The organism is Holospora undulata HU1 (assembly GCF_000388175.3).
In the GTDB taxonomy this organism is placed as follows: Bacteria; Pseudomonadota; Alphaproteobacteria; order Holosporales; family Holosporaceae; genus Holospora; species Holospora undulata_A.
This window is the reverse complement of the sequence record NZ_ARPM03000165.1, coordinates 1-17,971: the sequence shown is the minus strand read 5'-3', so window position 1 is coordinate 17,971 and position 17,971 is coordinate 1. Positions and strand designations below refer to the sequence as shown.

The following is a 17,971-nucleotide window of genomic DNA, read 5'->3' as shown; positions in this document are numbered from 1 at the left end:
TGTTTTTGGGACAAAGATGCTCAGCTAGAAGCGCATAGGTAAATTGAGCACCATTATCAGTCCGGATCTTATAACCTGTATTAATGATTCAGCTAACCATTCTTAATGGGATCATGGAATGGGCTATCATACTCATGTTTTCAGCAGTCGCTATAGAAATTTCATAATTTTTAGATACCCTTCGAAAATGATTTAGCCATGCGTTCTTTCGACAATCCAACGCTTTGGCAAGTATAGCCTATCTTTGAGATATATACTCTGAGATTGCTATACACTCTGAGAGTGCTATAGTTTTATTCAATTAGTTTTCACTAATTCCTTCATGGATTTTCTATATCCAGCATCTGCACACACTCCCTTTAATGTATGATGATTTTTGCACCGCTTCCTTAAAAACTCTGCACCCAGCACCTGTGTCATGCGTATTGGCCTTATGAACCGTGATATGAAGCAGATTGTCTTGCGTATCAACAACACTATGCCGTTTACGTATTTTTTCCCCCATCTATACCTATTTTTTCTGAGGCACCTGTGGGGTTAACACTTTGTGAATGATGCTATAGCTGGGATTCTTGCTCCTTTCATACTTGATTCGGCGTATCTTAACAAGTTCATGCATTACTTTTTCCCATACCCCCTTAATCCTACATCGTCTATAAACGAATGTACCGTCGAATATGGTGGAAAATCTTTTGGTAGAATGCGCCATTGACAACCGCTTTTGATTATATAAAATATCTCATTACTTTTTTTTGTTGTATTTGCTTTTATTTCCGTAATTGCCGCTATCAAAATGATGATTTTTCACATCTTGCTCTCTCTTTTAAATCGTTTGGATAATTCTTCTTCTACACCTTCAAGCCTTTATTTTATTCATGAATACAGGTTCTTTTAGTAATTTTAAATGTACAATTCTTAATAATATTTCTTAAAAACATTGTAGATACACTCATGCTGAATGAAATTGTTTACAAGTTTAATAATGTTTCTTATACAAAGATTTCTGAAAGAAGGAGATCGTGTTGCGTTACGAACCGACGCGTAGAAGATAGGATTAAGGCAATTTTGTTATCAGAGTGGAGCGTCAAATTGCTAGAGGCTCTTCTGATTGACGATCGTAGAGGAGAAGGAAGATCAAAAGTTAATGGTGTCAAGCTGGGGCTCTGTAAGCAAGCTGAATTTTTCACAAACATAAGAACTTATCGAACATTTGGAAAGCCACAACGTATATGAAAGCAAGCGATATTTGCGGCTCGTGTTCTTGAACTCTATGGCTGCGATTCAAGGCAAGACGTTGCACGCCCATAATTTTTCATTTAAAAAGGCAGCAGCACGGCCCGTAAATACAGCCAAGCAGGAAGCCTTTATTCAACGGTGATGACAACACCGCCGAATGTTTGGTGATAGCGAGCGTGCCAGCATGGCAACGAAAATCACCTGTCAGGCCCCCCCCCATTTCCACGACGGCCTACACGCATGAACCTGATGGGAGTGACTGCACATGCGCCTTACGGGGGTATCCTTAAAAACCTTAAAGACGTTTTTTGATCAGCGGAAAGATGCTTATCCAAAGGCGCCTAGCATTCCCCTGATCTTAGATCAAAGACCTTATAACACAAGCAAATACACCCAAAAAGCAGCAAAAGAAAGGGGGCATTGAGGTGCATTATTTCCAGCCCCAACCTGCCCCCATCGAAGAATGAAATATGCGCAACAATCGACTTTCAGTTTGATTTAGTATAATGTAAAGATGAATGGCAACGCCCCTTTTCGCGAAAAATCTCGTATGTAAAAGACGTTAGAAGAAAATGGAAAGGTAATTTTTCTGGCTGTATTTTTCTTGATCCCAATTCTATTGAGAAAAAATCATCTCAGGTTGAAGTAACGCCGAAGACTCGTAAATCGTTTCATCGACCATCTATTAAGATCAAATTATTCAGCTTTGAGTATAGATTTTTGAAGAAGTATATTTATTTTTAATAGCATGGTTTCCTAACAAATTTTAAAAACATAAATATTATTAATTATGATTTCATTGTGAATTAAAAACTTATCAGGTAAGTTATTGCATTCAAGAGGATAGTGTATTGGATGGAATTTTTCGGACCAGTGCGTTTTATTCAAGGAAAAAATGAAACACTCTACAAAAGTATTAATAATTGGTGGTGGAATCGTTGGATTAACAAGTGCTATTCGCCTTGGGAGCAGGGGGATTTCATGCATAGTTTTAGAAAAAAAAAACCTGGGATATTGGAAACAAGGCGCTCGGTATTTTGCCGTAGCTCAAGATGTTGTTCAGTGGTTATCGTATCGAGGTATTGTTGATTTAGAAAATTTTTGGACTATTCAAGATGCGGCCATACGCATGAACGGTTTTACGGAAGAAGTAAGATGTTCTTCTAGAGAAATGGGATTGTCTCGTTTGGGCGTTATGGTAAAAGAAAGTGTTTTGATGGAAATGCTTATTAAAAATCTAGAAAATTATTCCTGCATTTCTGTTGTCTTTTCTTCAAGGTTAGAAAAAATTTGGAATGATGATCGCTGTGTTTACGTAACCACCGCGGAAGGAGCGTGCTACGAAGGAAAATTTTGCATTGCTGCAGATGGAAAAACGTCTTGGGTGCGATCTCAGCTTAATCGAAAAACTTGGAATTACGATTTTAAGCAAATAGCATCTTCTGGCGTTGTTCGATTTGATGGGGAAATGCATACGGTATGGGATGTTTTTTTTAAAGATCAGTGTGTTGGAATTCTCCCTTTTTCTTGCAACCAGGCAGCGTGTATTTTAATGGGATCTTCAAGGAAGATGATTTCATATCAAAAAGATGACTTTTTTTCCATCTTAAATCAAAATTTACACGGCAAGATGAATATTTTAGGGATAGAACGATGGGATGGCCACTATACTTTGACCGCTGGGCGCTGTAGAGAAGAAACTTTTGAATTAGTGCTTTTTTTGGGAGACGCTTTAGAGTGGATGCATCCTTTAATGGGGCAAGGAATGAATTTAGCACTAAGGCATGCTTCAAAATGGTTAGATGCTTTACCGGAATCTTTAAATTCTGGCATATGTCTTAAACGTTGGTTATACGGACATAGACAACAAAATTGGAAGGCAGGACTGGGAGTAAATATCGGAGCTATTGCATTGCAAAGCAAACTTCAGTTTTATGTGTGGAAGGGATTATGTTGGGGAATGTTTTTCCCAGAACTTTTTAAATGGTGTTTAGAGAAAATATATATTAATAATAAATAATGGAAAAAAACTTTAAGTTTTGTTGAAAGTTGCCTGAATGCAACTTTTAATGAAAAAAGTCTTTTATATCAGTACGATGAGAGTACAAATCTAATATTTTTTGTAGAATATGGGTGTGAAAACATAATTGGGTAGTATCGTGAAAAAGAAATTAAGAATTATTTCAGCATTAGGATTAATTTTTGGGTTTAGTGCGCAAGCGGCTGAAGTTATTCCTTGTTTTACTCCGGGGTTTTATTTTGGTTTAGGTGCTGGGGTGTCTCAATCTTATAATAGACTGCAAGGATCTCGGGGGTTAGATCTGTACGCTTCTGGAAACTATGATGATGTCTTGTCTCCTTCTCTTTTGGATGATGGAGCGGTTTTTTTTGCAGAACCTCAGAATGCCTTTTTTTATGGAACAAATAATATTACTCCCAGCGGCTGGGCTGGACCAGGGATGACAATTCTCCCAGAATTAGGGTATGTCTATAAAGTTCCAAAGAGTAGTTTTACCATGGGAGTATTCATAAATGGTGGAGCTGCGCAAAGTGCTCAGAATGCTGTTGTTCCAGTTCGTGCCTGTTTCACAAGACATTCGGATGGTTCTTATGATGTAGGAACTGACAGGTTGGATCATTGTATGCGTGTTGCCAGTAGGGGAAGTATTGGAATAGGTGCTACTTTTGGATTTGCTAGCAATGCCAATCATTATTATGTCATCATTGGTTGGAATAACACGAAATTTTCTGTTGGTCCTCGCTTTAATCAAATGTATGAAAATGAATTCCAGGTAGATCGACATCAGAAGCCTTTTGATTCTACTACGTTAGCAACGGTTAAAAATGTTACGGGAAACATAAACGGAATTAATTTTGGGTTTGGGTTTGATCGACAAATCACCACAGGATTTTCTGTAGGGGTTCGTGTGATGGCGCTGAATGCCGGAGGGAGCAAAGGAATACCGTTGCCTTATGCTAATTATTATCCTAATGCAATAGCTTACGAAAGACCAGTTATTACTGTACGTCCTTTTGTTATGGCTGCCACTGTCATGCTGAAGTATGTCTTTTTACCAAAAAAGAAGTAAGCGTGTCTGAAGGGATAACGTTTTGGGGGGCAGGAGTTTTTTCTGCTGCTCTTGCCTCGTGTATTTGTTCTGAAAAATCAAAAAATATTTTTATGTGGGGAAGAAAAAATTCTTCTTTTCATCCTACTTCTTCTTGTTATACTTCTGTTCTTTCGGTTGAGAAAGCTGCAGAAAGTGGACAAGTATGGATTTTTTGTGTTCCTGCACAATCACTTCGGTCATGTTTTGAGCTTATTAAAAAATCAACTATTATTCAACCACGCATAGTTGTTTTGACTTGTAAGGGAATAGAATCGAGTACGGGGGATTTGATGACAGAAGTTGCTGAGCATTTTTTTCCCGATCTTCCTAATGTTGTATTAGGGGGGCCTAATTTTGCTTCTGGTCTTGCAAGACGAGATATTTCCGGTGTAACCTTGGCGACACGGTGTCGATGGTCCTTCAATGAAATTTTTGAGCTTTTTTCGAAATCTTGTTTACGCATTGAGTATTTTGGTTCTGCCAGTGCTGTTAGTGCTTGGGGGGCTTTAAAAAATGTGGCGGCATTAGGGTGTGGGCTCTTAGCTCAGGTTTCTTCTGGAGAAAACACTCAATCAACTTATCTGTGTCAAATTTTTTCTCAAGCTGTTGAGTGGATTTCCTCTCATATTTCGAAAGATGAAAGTTCTGGTGCTTGGACTTATGCGGGAATGGGCGATTTTTTTATGACTTGCAGCAGTCAGAATTCTAGAAATTTTCTTTATGGTAAAAACTTTGGTACTTGTTTTTCTCTATCCGATCAGTTAGTAGAAGGCCTAGGATCTTTAAAAGGTATCCTTTTGCGTAATAAACAGTATCGCCTAAGATTAAAATTTATAGAAATCATTGAAAAAATTTTTAGAGGAGAAATTAAAAAAAGTGATTGGTTATTTAATTTATTGAGCACTTAGGATAATTTAGATTTGGGGTACCTATTTTAAGAAAAAATAATAGGATTAATAATTAAAAAATTCCTGACTAATGTTCTCCTAGACTCTGTTTAATGATAGGTTTATTTATTATTTGTATTTTGTATTATTCTGTTTTTGCATCTAAGTTTTTTGAATATATTGATAATGCTCTCGTTATATATTTTTTACTTTTACTGTTTTGAAATGAAAAATTTTGGTTACTATTCTCGTTTTGCATTGTGTAGCAGATAAAAAATCTTATTATTTCAAAAGTTGGGAATTTAATTCAGCACCTAATCGCCACAAGTTACGTGATTTGAAAAACAGTGAGCATTACGCTCTTTGGGCTCTTTACCTCTATAATAATTTAGGGTGAATTAGGTGTACTTTTTTTATTAAAATAAAAGAAAAATGACAAAGATCTACAGCAACGATTTAAGACGAAGGGTAATAGAATATTTGGATGAGGGGGGCGGGTATATTGAAGCATCGCAACTATTTAAAATGTATCAGCGATAGGAAGGTGGTATAGAAAATTGGCATAGAAAATACAGACAAGAAGGCAGATATTTTCCTAAGAAGCGTGGTGGCTCAGAAAAAAAGATTGACTTAGAAAAGATTGAAAAGTACATCAAAGAAACCCAAGATATGACATTGAAAAAAGCTACTCAAGCATTTTGGGTACAATCAGTTACTAGTTAAAAATATTAGGCTTATAGCTAAAAAAAAGACTTTTCGTTGGAAGCAAGCCAAGAAAAGCGAAGTCAGTATCAAGAATCTACAGAAACTGGGGAAAAAAAGTGAAAAGTTAGTTGGCAAAAAGAGTGGGAAATAGTATCAAAGAACAAATCAAATAGTATTGCCTGTTTGATTAATAACACGCCGATAGCACCAATGGGGTTTAACGGACTTGGGTAGAAAAATTTCTGATCAAGGAACTAAAGCCTGGTCAAGGTGTTATTATGGATAATGCCTCTTTTCATAAATCCAATAGAAGTCAAGAATTAATAGAATCTGTAAAATGCAGTATAACTTTTCTACCTCCTTACTCTTCTGATTTGAATCCAATAGAGACGTTCTGGGCTAATATGAAGAAGGGGGTTGAATGCAATATACTAAATTTCAACGCTCTATTCGACGCTATTTCGTGGTTTTTTTAAATACCTTATTCAACCTAAATTATTATAGTTTACGAAAAGGTCTATTCAAAAAAATTCCAATCTCAAACCTCAATGACTTCTCTCAACTTCCTTTCTACACTCTTTACACCCTATCCTTTCGAAAAAAGTCTAATGTTTGATTGAAAGAGGGGAATTGTAAGAAGTTTTTTCCCATCAAAGCCCCCCCCATTAGTTCTTCCTTTGGATCCCAGATACTTGCCATAACATCGCTCTTGATCCCATGGAGTTGGGATGCTAAACCTGACTTGTCCGTGAAATCAATGGTACTTCTTTCTTGTATTGATCAAGAAGATTTGGGGAAAAGGCAGAGCGTTTTTCTGGATCCGATTTGGGATACGTGAGGGGACTTTTTTACGAAAATAGGAAATAGGCAATAATCGCTCTTTAATCAAATCGTTAAAGTTTAGCTCATCATAGTCATATTGTTGTAGGTTAGCTACATAATATGAATACTATAAAAATTCAAAGCAAAAAACTTGAAATGCCAAACTCATTTCGCCCTATTCAAATAGCATTTTTAGTCCTCCTAATTCAAAAACACTTAAAGGATTCACAGAAAATTTCGGATTTTCTAAACTCCCTTTTACAAAAAATTGACTAGAAATTATCCCTTTTTCTTGCCCCAATATATGCCCGATAACAGGAATATGTGAAAAAAATGTGTTAAAAAAGTAGGCAGGAACTACCCCGCCCTTTAAAAATAGCGTTTTTTTTCTAAAATTAATATTTCCCTGTAAGAAAGCTCCTAAATTGAGTCCTCTAGCAATGCCTTTGTTTAACTGTAGCACTCCTTTTTTATAAAAACATTTTACAGAAATCTCGGAAAAATCTAAAGAAGTGTGTAACAATTCCGTCAACGCACTGGGAGAAAGCAAACTCAATATTTTTGCTAACCTCAGTCCCTGAGTTGATACGTCTTGGCATACTATTTCTCCTCTATAGGCTCCATCGGGAGTTTGTTTTCCTATATATTCCCCAGATTCTCCAGAATTTGAAATAATTTTTATCCCTAGTAACCGAAATATCCCGGAAAGTCCTTTAAGCGTTAATCGTATTGATGAGTGATTTTTATTAGGTGTGGTGGAAAAATGAACTGCACTGGTTGCTTTTTCACTACGAATTAGACACCGTGCCTCACTTTTTAACCAATGATAATCATCTATGTCTAACGTGGAAAAGGACCCCTCAGGCTGCATCCAACTTAAAGTACCTCGTACCCCTTCTAATTGAGTTGTCTTGTCTATTTTTAGGGTCTTAATATTAAGATCTGCTTTTATTTTACGTTGCTTTGCTTGTATTTTTGGAAATTTTTCAAAAGTTTTGTCTACCCCATCTAATTTCACAGAAGAAAGATCCAAATATTTGCAAAAAAGTTTTATTTTTTGAAGATTTTTTTGAAGTTTTATAGAACCATTTACCGTCCCTGGTATGTGAAATTGAACCTCCCCCTTTATCCCTTCATTTAAAATAAATTTTCCTTTTCCATCTATGCTGCCTTTTGTATGAAAAGTTAATTCTTTCTTTTTTTCTAAAAACTCACATACTACTGTTAAAGGAGATTGGGGAGATTTTTTCCACAAAATCCAAGGAATTCTTATATCCACATCCTTCCCTTCAATGCGAGATATCATTTTTCCTTTCCCAGGAAAATACTCTAGATGGATTGGTAATAATTTTTTCTCAAAACAAGGATGAATCCATTTGGGAATCCATAAACAAGGATCTACCCAAACATCCATAGTAAATTTGTGCTGTTGAGAATTTTTAAAAATTCCTTTCCAAGTCCATAACACAGGATTATTATTCATCTTTCCTTTTCCATCGATAGAAATATCATGCTGAGTCCCTTTGATACTGATCAACCCTTCTTTGTAAGGTAGAAAGACTCCTAGAGCTTTTGCTTTGAACTGAGTTTCTTCAAGGCCGCTTTCGTAGTCCAAAATGATATCTTGCAATCGCAAATCTAACAAAAGAGGAAATCTCATTCTTAAATGCGTGTACGCTTTTCCTTTTGCATTTTGAATGGGAAGCGATTTTGTAATATTAAGGCGTTTGCAATCTAAAATTTTTAATACATCTGGTACAGAACCTTCTAATCTTAGCGCCAATATTAGCTTAGAGTCCTTAGAAAGATCTTGTATACGAACCTGTCCTGATTTGATTTGTTGCTTGGAAAAAAAGGCTTTTTCTACGTAAAAATTAAACTCATGTATATTGAATTCTCCTCTTGAATATAAATCACTTACTGCCGGAATTCCTGGAACAACGTCAAGATATCCTTTTTTCAAAAAAAAGCTTCCGTTAAGATTGTGTACTGTGTCTTGTGTTCCAGAAATTCTTCCTTTTAAATTTTCTACCGTACCAGACTTAAAATGAAGATCTACCCAATGTTTTGCGTTGCTCCCCCAGTTTTGATTCCACCAAAATGATAAAGCTTCCACTTTTAGTGATCCTAAACTTTTCCACTTTAAGGTCCAGTCATTATTATACTCTCCTTTAAGAAAGACAATAATATTTTCCATCCCTACAGTTCCTTTTAAACTGCAGTGTTGAGCATTTAATCTTCCAGAAAGTTCTCCTTTTTGCAAAAAGCGCTTTTTCCCCTCTACAAAAAATTTTTTCTTATCCCAAAAAACTTTAATACTTGTCTCAAGCTCATTAAAAAAAAGTTCTATAAACATAGGATGTTCAACTTTTCCAGGATATTCCAGTTGGTTTAGAAAATACCCTGTGCCGTTTACAAGTTTTGCGTGCAGATATCGCTTAATGGGAATATAAGACCAATGAATTTTTCCTAAAGGCGCTTCTATTTCTCCAGAAATTTTTTTGTGCAATCGTTCAGGTGTCCAAAAAAATGATTCCATCCGTGTTTGAAATATTCCATCCTTAAAGATTGAAACTCCTTGCGTAACAAAGCATTTTTCTACAAAAAAAATCTTTTGAAGAAGAAAAGCTGCAGAACTGTACAAAGATAATAAATTTGTATTTGCTTTTTTTTGTTGACTGTAGTCAATGTGAACATTTTTTAACCAAATTCCGTACAAAGGACGAGCTGATAAAAGTCGTAATTCAAAACACGCTTGAACAGCAGAAATAGCAATTTGATTGTCTTTCCACTGCAAATTAGAAAACGTAATACGTGGAGATTCTTTCCATTTCCATTCTATAGTGCTTTCCTTTGCACAAACTGGATACCCTGCCCTTTTCAACACAACCAACGCCCAATTTAATGAACGAGGGGTTGAAACATAATACCGAGCACCAACTGCAAACACTCCACTTAAAAAAATTAAGACAAAAATAAAACGCCATAATATTTCAATGCAAAAAAATATCGAACGTACACCGCACTTATGTCGTATCATAACCTTCCAAACAGGCATTGAAATAGCATTCCATACACCAATTACTTACCATAGCAACGCACATCAAGTACGTATCATAAGATAAATTCATCTGATTGATCAGCCATTGAGAAGCATAAAAGTTTCGTCTTTTTTGCCGCAAACACAGCGCCCAACGCGCATCTATTAATGCCTTTCTGTACTTGACTTCTACAAAAACCATGACAGACTTCTTAGAGCATACCAGATCTAACTCCCCAAAAGGGGTGCGAAGCCTTTGATAAATAGATTTGTATCCTTGGGATAAAAAATACTCTAAAACTTTTTGCTCTGCCTGAACCCCCTTTTTGTAACAAGAACCATCTAAATTCTCTTTTTTTCCTAAAAAAGACTGATCTTTCCCAAATACAACCCGTTGAACATATTCCAAATTAATACCCCTGTGAAAATCGCATACACTTCTATTTCTGTATGCGTGTTGTATTTTCGACTGCGTAATTTTGAGTATATCGATTGGCCGTACATAAGGCAACACAGGACATAAAAAACAAATTGTCCATAACATACGTATACGTGTGTATGGTGTTTAACGCCATACACTATTCCCCATACCCCTGTGCTGACCAAACTTCCAAAAAGAATTCCACTCCCTATTTGGGCAAAATTTTTAGTTGTAGAACTTTCTTGATCATGATAGATAACATAGTGTGCCCACTGTGTACACCCAAGATAGGCAAGTTTAAAAGAAACTGACGTATTAAAAAATCCCATCCATTGAATGCTAAGTATATGAATTAAAAATCTAGCGTATACATACTGATTTTTAAAAAATAGTATTCCTAAAAAGAATAGACTTGTCCCTTTCTGAATAACTCCATGCTTCCAAGAACAAGGGGGGGGGGCCAATATATATACAATTCCAGAAATCCATTGGATCCATTGGTAGTGTTCTGATGAGATTCTCCAATTAAAGCGCTTTGATTTTAACAGACAATAAGAACCAAAATTGTACATTCCTTCGCACACTAAGCTTGATATTTCTCTAGAAAATCCTGAACACGGAAGTGCGATGCCTAAAAAATGATATTTTTTAATATCTGTTCCATAAATTAAACTTAGATAGGTAGCACAAATTAAAGTCCACTGAAGATAAAAAGATGGCGTAATTTTTATCCCCGTAATAAAAATATACTGAACGAACATCATTCCTAAAGGAAATTTTTTTCTTTCTTTTATAATTTTTTTTTTATGAACCATCAGATGTATCATAAAAAATAGGTATAAAAAAATAAAAAAGCTATTGCAGGTAAGTACAGAAGAAAAAATCATCCAATATCCGCACCATATGCAAGAAAATCCACAAGTCCAAAGCGCCATTTTATAGTGTTGAGCAAAAACAAAAGACCGAGATGCCCATAAAAATCCATTCGTTAATGCCGGCAGTAAGATCATACTTAAATGAAAACTTGAATTTTTCAAAATAGCACTTGATAAAAAAATTTGTTCTTTTTTTATACCACAAAGGATGTAAATGGTCTTTTAATGAAAAAACTGTGGATAACTTTGTGTATATTATTTTTTTTTTAATTTTTTATTTTTTCACAAAAGTATCCCCAAATTTTCCTAGAGTTTTCCACAGAAGAAAAAACGATAAAAGTTCAAGGAGAATATCTTCTTTTTTAGTTTTCCACACATTATCGCTTCCTTACTACAACAACTATCCCTTATATAGGATATTTGTAAAAACAATAAAACCTTGGATTTCTAACCCTAAAATGTTAGCAAAGTATAAAAAAGTTGCAACCGAAGAATAATGTATGTTATCCAATAAACATACGCTTCATTGTCTTTAATAAAATAAGACAAAACCAATAAGGAGTGTTATGAAATTTTTTAAAAAAAAGTCTTTAGAGAAAAAAACGGTTTCTGCATCGTTTTTAACTTCAGGGTATCCTTGTTCAATATTGGAACAAACGTTTGAAGAAATGGCAACAATAGGGTATCAAAATAATCCTATCGTTTACCGCTGTATTACGCTTATTGCTAGAAGCATTGCTTCAGTAAAAATTTTTTTAAAACAAAAAACATTGGAAAATAAGATTTTGCACCATCCTATTCTTTCTCTTTTAAACAATCCAAACCCTTTTCAAAGCTATGAGGCGTTTACAGAAATGGTCGTATCCCACTTGTTACTTTCGGGAAATGCATTTATTGAATACGTTGGAGATCTTCAAGGGTATGGAGAGTTGTACGTTTTGCGTCCTGATAGAGTACGAATAATTTGCAACGATCAAGGCGTTCCAGAAAATTACGAATACCGTATTGGAAATACTACGCATCAAGTTTCTATTGATCGGCTTACGGGACGATCTTGTATTGTTCACGTAAGTTTATTTAATCCTTTCGAAAGTCATTGGGGACAAAGCCCTCTAACAGCGGCAATGCCTTTAATTCAATTTCGAAATCAAGCTTTAGAACACAATTTATCTGTTCTAAAGCGAGGAGGAACTCCAAGTGGTATATTAACGGTAGATTCTCAATACGAGATGACAGAAGACCAAAAAGCTCAACTTAGAACTGATTTAGAAAATTTGTATGCAGGAAAAGATAATGCAGGACGTATTATGGTTTTAAGTAACGGGCTTCGATGGGAAAAAACAGGATTTTCTCCTCAAGAAATGGCTTTTTTAGAAGGCCAAGGAGAAGCAGCAAGAGGAATTGCCCAGCTGTTTGGTATTCCGCCAACATGTATTGGTATTCCAGGAGATGAGCGATTTGCAAACTATAAAGAAGCACGGGTCCATATGTGGGAAGAAACGTTAATTCCCATGGTCAACCTAATTCTTTCTACCTATCAAAAGTTACTGGGCATTCTTGATCAAAATGTGGAATTAACTTATTCAAAAGACGAAATTGATGCTCTGTCTGTTAAACGAGAAGCATTATGGGAACGTACAAATAATGCTGAATTTTTAACTATTAATGAAAAAAGGAAAATTATGGGATTTGCTCCTTTACCGGATGGGGATGTATTGGCCGCAGCCTAAAGATGACTTGAAATGACGCAAAACTCAAACTAATAGATAGGGAATTAGGAATAGATGAATGAATCATGGAGCGCAGCAGTACCTTTTTGCACAAAGAATTACCAAGGATTATTTTCCGGATATGCAAGCACCTATATTAAAGATGCTGCAGGAGATCAAATAATTCCCGGTGCTTTCCAAAAAACCTTATGGACATGGAAAACAAAAAAACGAAGATTTCCTCATATTTACTGGGAACATGACATGGAAGAGCCCATAGGAGTTTGTTTAGAGCTAAAAGAAGACTCTAAGGGATTATTTCTTCGAGGAAAATTAATTCAAGATTTTCTAAAAACAAAAGAAGTGATTCAAAGTATTTGTCAAGAAAAAAGAGGTATATCTATAGGATTTTTTGTTCAAAAATCTTATTTTATTCAAAACACTAGAAAGATTACTGAAATTTTTTTAAAAGAAATTTCTCTGGTACAGTTTCCTTGTAATGCAGGCGCACGAGTAGAAGAAATAAAAAGTGCGTCTCCCTTAAGTTGCCAAACAGCAACAAAAAAGCTTCAGCATGCTTTACATCGCTTAACTTTTTATACAAACTTTTAACTTTTTAACTTTTAAAAATACATTTTTTTATTTAATTAACTTTGTTTAATTTTAATTAGGGGGATACTATGTCTATTGAAAATACATTACAATCCGCATTAAACGAATTAGGTCAAGCATTTGAAGCATTTAAAGAAGTTAATGATGAAAGGTTAAAAGCTTTGGAAGACAAACTTCCTTTTGATGGGGTTCAGGAAGATAAATTACAAAGGCTTCAGCATGTAATGGATCAAGCTCAGGTCACAATGTTACAGATGCAAAATACCGTAAATCGCCGCCCTATCCTTGATATGCCTTCCACTGATTCTCAAGCACTGCAACACAAAAATGCATTTTTATCTTATGTGTGCAGCGGAAATACCCAAGCATTACGGCGCATGGAAAGCAAGGCACTAAATCATGTCACTGACTCAGAAGGTGGATTTTTGATGCCAAAATCCATGATAGAGACGTTGTATTCTAATTTAATTGAAGATTCTTTGCTTCGAAAATTACCCACAATGGTAGAAGTAAAAAAAGGAAGGGCCCTTGATATTATTTTAGACGAAAAACAGGGAGTTCCCGTTGTTTGGGGAGAAGAAAAATTAAAAGCTCCTTCTCTAGAGGACGTTGATTCATCGTTAAAAAAAATTCATATCCCCTTATGTACAATGTCTCAACGCCCCAAAGTTACACAGGCATTACTGGAAGAAGGAGTTGTCAATATTGAATCTTGGTTATTGGAAGAAGCTCGGTTAAAAATGATGGATGCTGAAAACCATGCATTTTTATACGGAGATCCTGATAAACATCAACCAGAAGGTGTTGTATTTAAAGCAAAATCTGGAGGAATTCCTAAAACGGTTTTAGATGGAGATTTCCCTTCTAGCCATGAACAAGCAGATAAAATTCTTTCAACGATTTTGAGTAAAGTTCCTACTTATTTTTTAAGAGATTCTGTGTGGATTGGATCTAAAGAAGTAATGCATTGGGCAAGAAGTATTAAAACTTCACAAGGCTATGTTTTTTGGGTTCCCACCAAGCTTCATGAAAAGCCTATTTTGATGGGATATGAATTTTTTGTTACCGATCTTATGGAGCAAGAAAAGTCAAGTGTTCCATTAATGTTTGGGAGTTTTAAACGGGGCTACCAAGGAATTTATAGAGAAGGAATTCGTTTAATTCGAGACCCTTTTACCTACAAACCTCATGTAGAGCTATACATGATGGCGTATATTGGCGGAGCCGTCATTCACCCTAAGGCATTTTCTGCATTGTATATTCAGTAATATAAATATACATCTATTAGTCATTAAAAGAGAAGATTAGATAAGGTATTAAAAAACATCTTATCAAACAATTTCAAAAAAGTATTTATTTAAAGCACTTATAACGTAGGCAGTGCTTTTTCACAAATTTTTAAACCAGCACCATCAGGAGACGCGCGGTGACGATTATTGTAATTCGTCCCAATCAAGGGACCCCTATTGACTTAACGGTATTAAAAAGTTTACTTCCATTGGGAAGCTACCCTTCTCAAGCAACGCTAGATAATTGGATTAACGTGGCCGTACAGTGGTTAGAAATGCGCTTGAATCAAGCGTTTTTGACTCAAGCTATTCAGGTTATCAGCAGAAACAATCGAATACCGCTTAGTCGCAGTCCGTTTGTTCGACTTACAAAGGTAGAAAAAAAAGGAAAATTATTAGAGCCCTCTCAGTACACATTAGAAAAAAATTCTTGTGGTATTGAGGAAGTTATTGTTCCTTTTCAATGGAAAAGTCCATCGATTACGGTAGAATACGAAGCAGGATACGGAAATACCTTTGAGGCTGTTCCCATTGTGTTTCGACAAGTTATTATGAACACGGTTAAACATTTGTGCGAAAATGGTGGAGATCCAAAAGGATTAAGTAAAAGTTTAGAACCGTGGCTTGCAGCAGGGCAACGGTCCTATCGATTATGGTGATAGGATATGCCTTCAGATCAACATGAAATATCTTTGAATTTTCAACAAAATTTTCTTTTCTATATGCAGCAACAGCTGGCCTTATTTAAAATTCCAGTATTTTTTCCTGATTTTCTAGCATCCCCCCCCTACATTCTTTTATCTTTAAAATCAGTTCACGAATTTTTTAGGGGAAAAGCATGGTATCTCATAGAAGTTAATTTATTAAATAATTGTTATTCTGTAGAACTAGATCGTTCTATTCATCAAAAACTTTGTAATTTTAGCTTCGATCATATTATATTTTCTTATCCGTGTAATGAAGAAATGAAAAAAGTAAAAATTTATTTGGATTTGCCTTCCCGATCATATAAAGAAGGAAAACAAAACCATTCCACACTTTGGACTATCCCGGTGAATAGTTTTTGGATTACAGAATAATGGAGAAAAGCAATGGTATATTTTTTTTGGCTTTCCCATGAAAATGAAGCTTTTTCTTTTTCTGAGCATGGAAAGATTGATAGGAACATTATCTTTTTATCTTTCAGGCAAGAAGAAGAAAAGCCTGGGGAATTGATTTTACATCTTCCTCTAGATACTCCGGTGAAAGCTTACGGAGTATTAAGTTGGATGCCTAAAAATCAACAAAATGCGCGATGTTTATTTAAAGGATGCGTAGATCAAATCCACCAAGAAAATGGGATAACTGTTGTTCATCTAAAAGCGGTGCAAGACCATAATTCCTGGAATTGTCTTGCTCAGAATTTTCGCGCTAAAGAAACATTTTGCAATTATTTTTTTGATGATCAAGATATGCGTCCAGAAAGTGTACTGGCAGATCAGCTGCTTATTCCTTATTGGTGTCCAGTTTCTGGAAAGTGTAAAATTTCTCATATTACGAATTCTGAAAATATATTTCAAGCAAAAGGGGATATTCATATTACTCAGTACCGTCAAAATCCTGGAATTTCTCAAGTTAAAATTTCATTAAGTGCCCAATGGATTCAGCAAGTTCAGGGAATGATTGATGTATTTCCCTGGATTGAAAGAACTTTTCCTAATAAAAATGTTGCAACATACACACCAGACAGCCTAAAAAAAATATGGCCAAAACCTGGAACTCTTTTGGGGAACTCTGGATATCGCGTTGTGCATAGTGAATTAATATTTAATCAGAGAAAAAGTGAGTTTTTAAAACTTTCAACTTCCGATCGTATCGTACAAAGACATGTTTTCGACGGAAGTTTATGGTTGTTTTGGAACCTCAAGCAAAAGCGTAAAGAAAACATTCAAACCTTATGGACGTCCAGTGTTCCTGGAGAATCAACAGAACTGCACTGGAACTTAGGAGCCATTACTAGCGCTCAAGCTATCGACGGATGGAGTCCAAACCGAGCATATAAAAAGGGAGACTGTGTAAGATTTGGACAAAAAATTTTTGAGTGTTTATGCGATCATCATTCCTTTGTATTTAATGAAAAACTTCATTGGAAGCTTCATGATGAGCATACGCAGTTACTTTTTTCTGCGATACAAAGCTCATTTTTCTTAACGTGTTCTGGGAAAAAAGCTTTTGACTTTGCTCTTCAACGGGCTTACAAAATATGGTTAAAGGCAGCGCGGTGCTGTCATTTGGAACTCAAAGGAACCCTTGATAGTTTAGGAGGAATTAATTTAGATCATCAGGTTTGTATTGAGTACCCAAAAAATTGTATTTTTAGCGGAAAAGTCACTCAATATACATTAATTGCAGAGCAAGGAACGTGTACTATTACTATTGTGGTGTCGGGGCTTCATTCCAGTGCTTTTTTTTCTTCAGAAAATTCCAAAGCTTTTGATCACTCCTTTCCTTCTTGTGCTTATGCTGAAAACTATTCACCCCAATGGTATCAAGACCCAGAAAAAAAAGAAGGAAAAGAAGGATCTCAATATTTTGCATACGATCATGTGACACCTCAAGATAGTTACGCCCAAGGACAATTTTTTACAGGAAACCAATTGGTAGAGCGCATTGATGTTCTTGGGTCAGATAAAGATCAACTTTACAGTCTAGAATCGTTATCAAACGGTTCTTCAGAAAAGCCATTTTTGCGTCCCACAGCAATACGTATGCATTTTCGAAAATTAAAAGGATTAGATTCGCTTCAACATAAAATATTCGTACGAATGCTTCAAGGGTTAAGTGTAAAAATTTAGAAAAAATCAATACAAATACAGTAGTATATCTGAGAATGTATAAAAAAGTCATGTTAAATAAATTTCAAATAATTCATAAATAAAACTGTTAGTCGTTCTACGTATGTGCTTAGTTTGGCCAATTTTTGAGACTTTTAACCAAAGATAGCGTGATTAATTTTCAAAGTTTTATTAACGTGAAGTACCGCAAAAATATGCAGTATTACCTCCAGTATTTCAAGAGATCGTGTGTTTGTAAGGGGGAAGAAATCTTGCAAAACAATGGCGGTGTGGAGCGTTATTTATGTTCAATGGAAAACGGTTTATCTTTTCCCTGAAAGAGGCGGGGGCTTGGAATAATTTTATTAAAATCTGCCCAACGATCTGCGCAATAAAATAAAATTTTCCATTTTTTTAATCGTTCAAAAAGTCGTTTGAATGTTTGACCCGAG

The 17,971-nt window shown here is 35.4% G+C and carries 18 protein-coding genes and 1 pseudogene; 14 read left to right on the top strand and 5 right to left on the bottom strand.

All coding sequences use genetic code 11. The annotated features are described in order from the left end of the window. Positions 1 to 297: 297 nt before the first annotated feature. On the bottom strand, positions 298 to 420 hold the full coding sequence (locus K737_RS11495) for a hypothetical protein (RefSeq protein ID WP_268743865.1): 123 nt from the start codon (positions 418 to 420) through the stop codon (positions 298 to 300). A 198-nt stretch (positions 421 to 618) separates the two neighbouring features. Further along, positions 619 to 792 carry a transposase gene (locus K737_RS12100; RefSeq protein ID WP_006298924.1) on the bottom strand — a complete coding sequence of 58 codons (174 nt, stop codon included), beginning with the start codon at positions 790 to 792 and terminating at the stop codon, positions 619 to 621. A gap of 159 nt (positions 793 to 951) precedes the next feature. Here K737_RS12100 and K737_RS05125 point away from each other — a divergent pair, with 159 nt between their 5' ends. From K737_RS05125 to K737_RS08320, 8 genes and pseudogenes are all read left to right on the top strand, one after another. After that, positions 952 to 1,233, top strand: a complete 282-nt coding sequence (locus K737_RS05125) for a hypothetical protein (RefSeq protein ID WP_006298922.1) — start codon at positions 952 to 954, stop codon at positions 1,231 to 1,233. A 37-nt stretch (positions 1,234 to 1,270) separates the two neighbouring features. Continuing rightward, entirely contained in the window at positions 1,271 to 1,378 is a 108-nt protein-coding gene (locus K737_RS12185) for a winged helix-turn-helix domain-containing protein (protein WP_456077463.1), read from the top strand. A gap of 123 nt (positions 1,379 to 1,501) precedes the next feature. Then, positions 1,502 to 1,660 carry a hypothetical protein gene (locus K737_RS10590; RefSeq protein WP_200863624.1) on the top strand — a complete coding sequence of 53 codons (159 nt, stop codon included), beginning with the start codon at positions 1,502 to 1,504 and terminating at the stop codon, positions 1,658 to 1,660. 471 nt (positions 1,661 to 2,131) lie between these two features. Continuing rightward, positions 2,132 to 3,256, top strand: a complete 1,125-nt coding sequence (locus tag K737_RS05120; protein ID WP_006299522.1) for an FAD-dependent oxidoreductase — start codon at positions 2,132 to 2,134, stop codon at positions 3,254 to 3,256. Between the two features lie 139 nt (positions 3,257 to 3,395). Next, a complete protein-coding gene (locus K737_RS05115) occupies positions 3,396 to 4,325 on the top strand; it encodes a hypothetical protein (protein ID WP_006299521.1) in 930 nt (309 codons plus the stop codon). Positions 4,326 to 4,327: 2 nt separating this feature from the next. Continuing rightward, positions 4,328 to 5,254 (top strand): NAD(P)H-dependent glycerol-3-phosphate dehydrogenase, encoded by a 927-nt coding sequence (locus K737_RS05110; protein ID WP_006299518.1) that lies wholly within the window; start codon positions 4,328 to 4,330, stop codon positions 5,252 to 5,254. A gap of 411 nt (positions 5,255 to 5,665) precedes the next feature. Further along, positions 5,666 to 5,773 (top strand): IS630 transposase-related protein, encoded by a 108-nt coding sequence (locus K737_RS08325; protein ID WP_075260360.1) that lies wholly within the window; start codon positions 5,666 to 5,668, stop codon positions 5,771 to 5,773. A 401-nt stretch (positions 5,774 to 6,174) separates the two neighbouring features. Further along, positions 6,175 to 6,414, top strand: a pseudogene (locus K737_RS08320) (transposase); the annotation flags it as partial. 521 nt (positions 6,415 to 6,935) lie between these two features. On the opposite strand, the gene K737_RS05100 reads toward K737_RS08320, so the two are convergent. From K737_RS05100 to K737_RS10115, 3 genes are read right to left on the bottom strand one after another with little or no spacing between them, the layout of a single operon-like run. Continuing rightward, on the bottom strand, positions 6,936 to 9,800 hold the full coding sequence (locus K737_RS05100) for a YhdP family protein (protein WP_006299516.1): 2,865 nt from the start codon (positions 9,798 to 9,800) through the stop codon (positions 6,936 to 6,938). Further along, positions 9,787 to 10,209 (bottom strand): YraN family protein, encoded by a 423-nt coding sequence (locus tag K737_RS05095; protein WP_006299515.1) that lies wholly within the window; start codon positions 10,207 to 10,209, stop codon positions 9,787 to 9,789. The genes K737_RS05100 and K737_RS05095 overlap by 14 nt, the downstream gene beginning before the upstream one ends. Further along, positions 10,161 to 11,231, bottom strand: a complete 1,071-nt coding sequence (locus K737_RS10115) for a hypothetical protein (RefSeq protein WP_006299514.1) — start codon at positions 11,229 to 11,231, stop codon at positions 10,161 to 10,163. The genes K737_RS05095 and K737_RS10115 overlap by 49 nt, the downstream gene beginning before the upstream one ends. 431 nt (positions 11,232 to 11,662) lie before the next feature. Here K737_RS10115 and K737_RS05080 point away from each other — a divergent pair, with 431 nt between their 5' ends. From K737_RS05080 to K737_RS05055, 6 genes are all read left to right on the top strand, one after another. After that, entirely contained in the window at positions 11,663 to 12,826 is a 1,164-nt protein-coding gene (locus K737_RS05080; RefSeq protein ID WP_006299510.1) for a phage portal protein, read from the top strand. Between the two features lie 54 nt (positions 12,827 to 12,880). After that, positions 12,881 to 13,417, top strand: coding sequence for an HK97 family phage prohead protease (locus tag K737_RS05075; protein WP_006299508.1), 537 nt, complete (start codon positions 12,881 to 12,883; stop codon positions 13,415 to 13,417). Positions 13,418 to 13,485: 68 nt separating this feature from the next. Next, complete coding sequence (locus tag K737_RS05070) at positions 13,486 to 14,685, top strand: phage major capsid protein (RefSeq protein ID WP_006299506.1); 1,200 nt, start codon at positions 13,486 to 13,488, stop codon at positions 14,683 to 14,685. Positions 14,686 to 14,843: 158 nt separating this feature from the next. Beyond that, on the top strand, positions 14,844 to 15,365 hold the full coding sequence (locus K737_RS05065) for a head-tail connector protein (RefSeq protein WP_006299504.1): 522 nt from the start codon (positions 14,844 to 14,846) through the stop codon (positions 15,363 to 15,365). Positions 15,366 to 15,371: 6 nt separating this feature from the next. Then, positions 15,372 to 15,785, top strand: a complete 414-nt coding sequence (locus tag K737_RS05060) for a hypothetical protein (RefSeq protein WP_006299502.1) — start codon at positions 15,372 to 15,374, stop codon at positions 15,783 to 15,785. Between the two features lie 12 nt (positions 15,786 to 15,797). Next, a complete protein-coding gene (locus K737_RS05055) occupies positions 15,798 to 17,540 on the top strand; it encodes a hypothetical protein (protein ID WP_006299500.1) in 1,743 nt (580 codons plus the stop codon). The last annotated feature ends 431 nt before the right edge of the window (positions 17,541 to 17,971 follow it).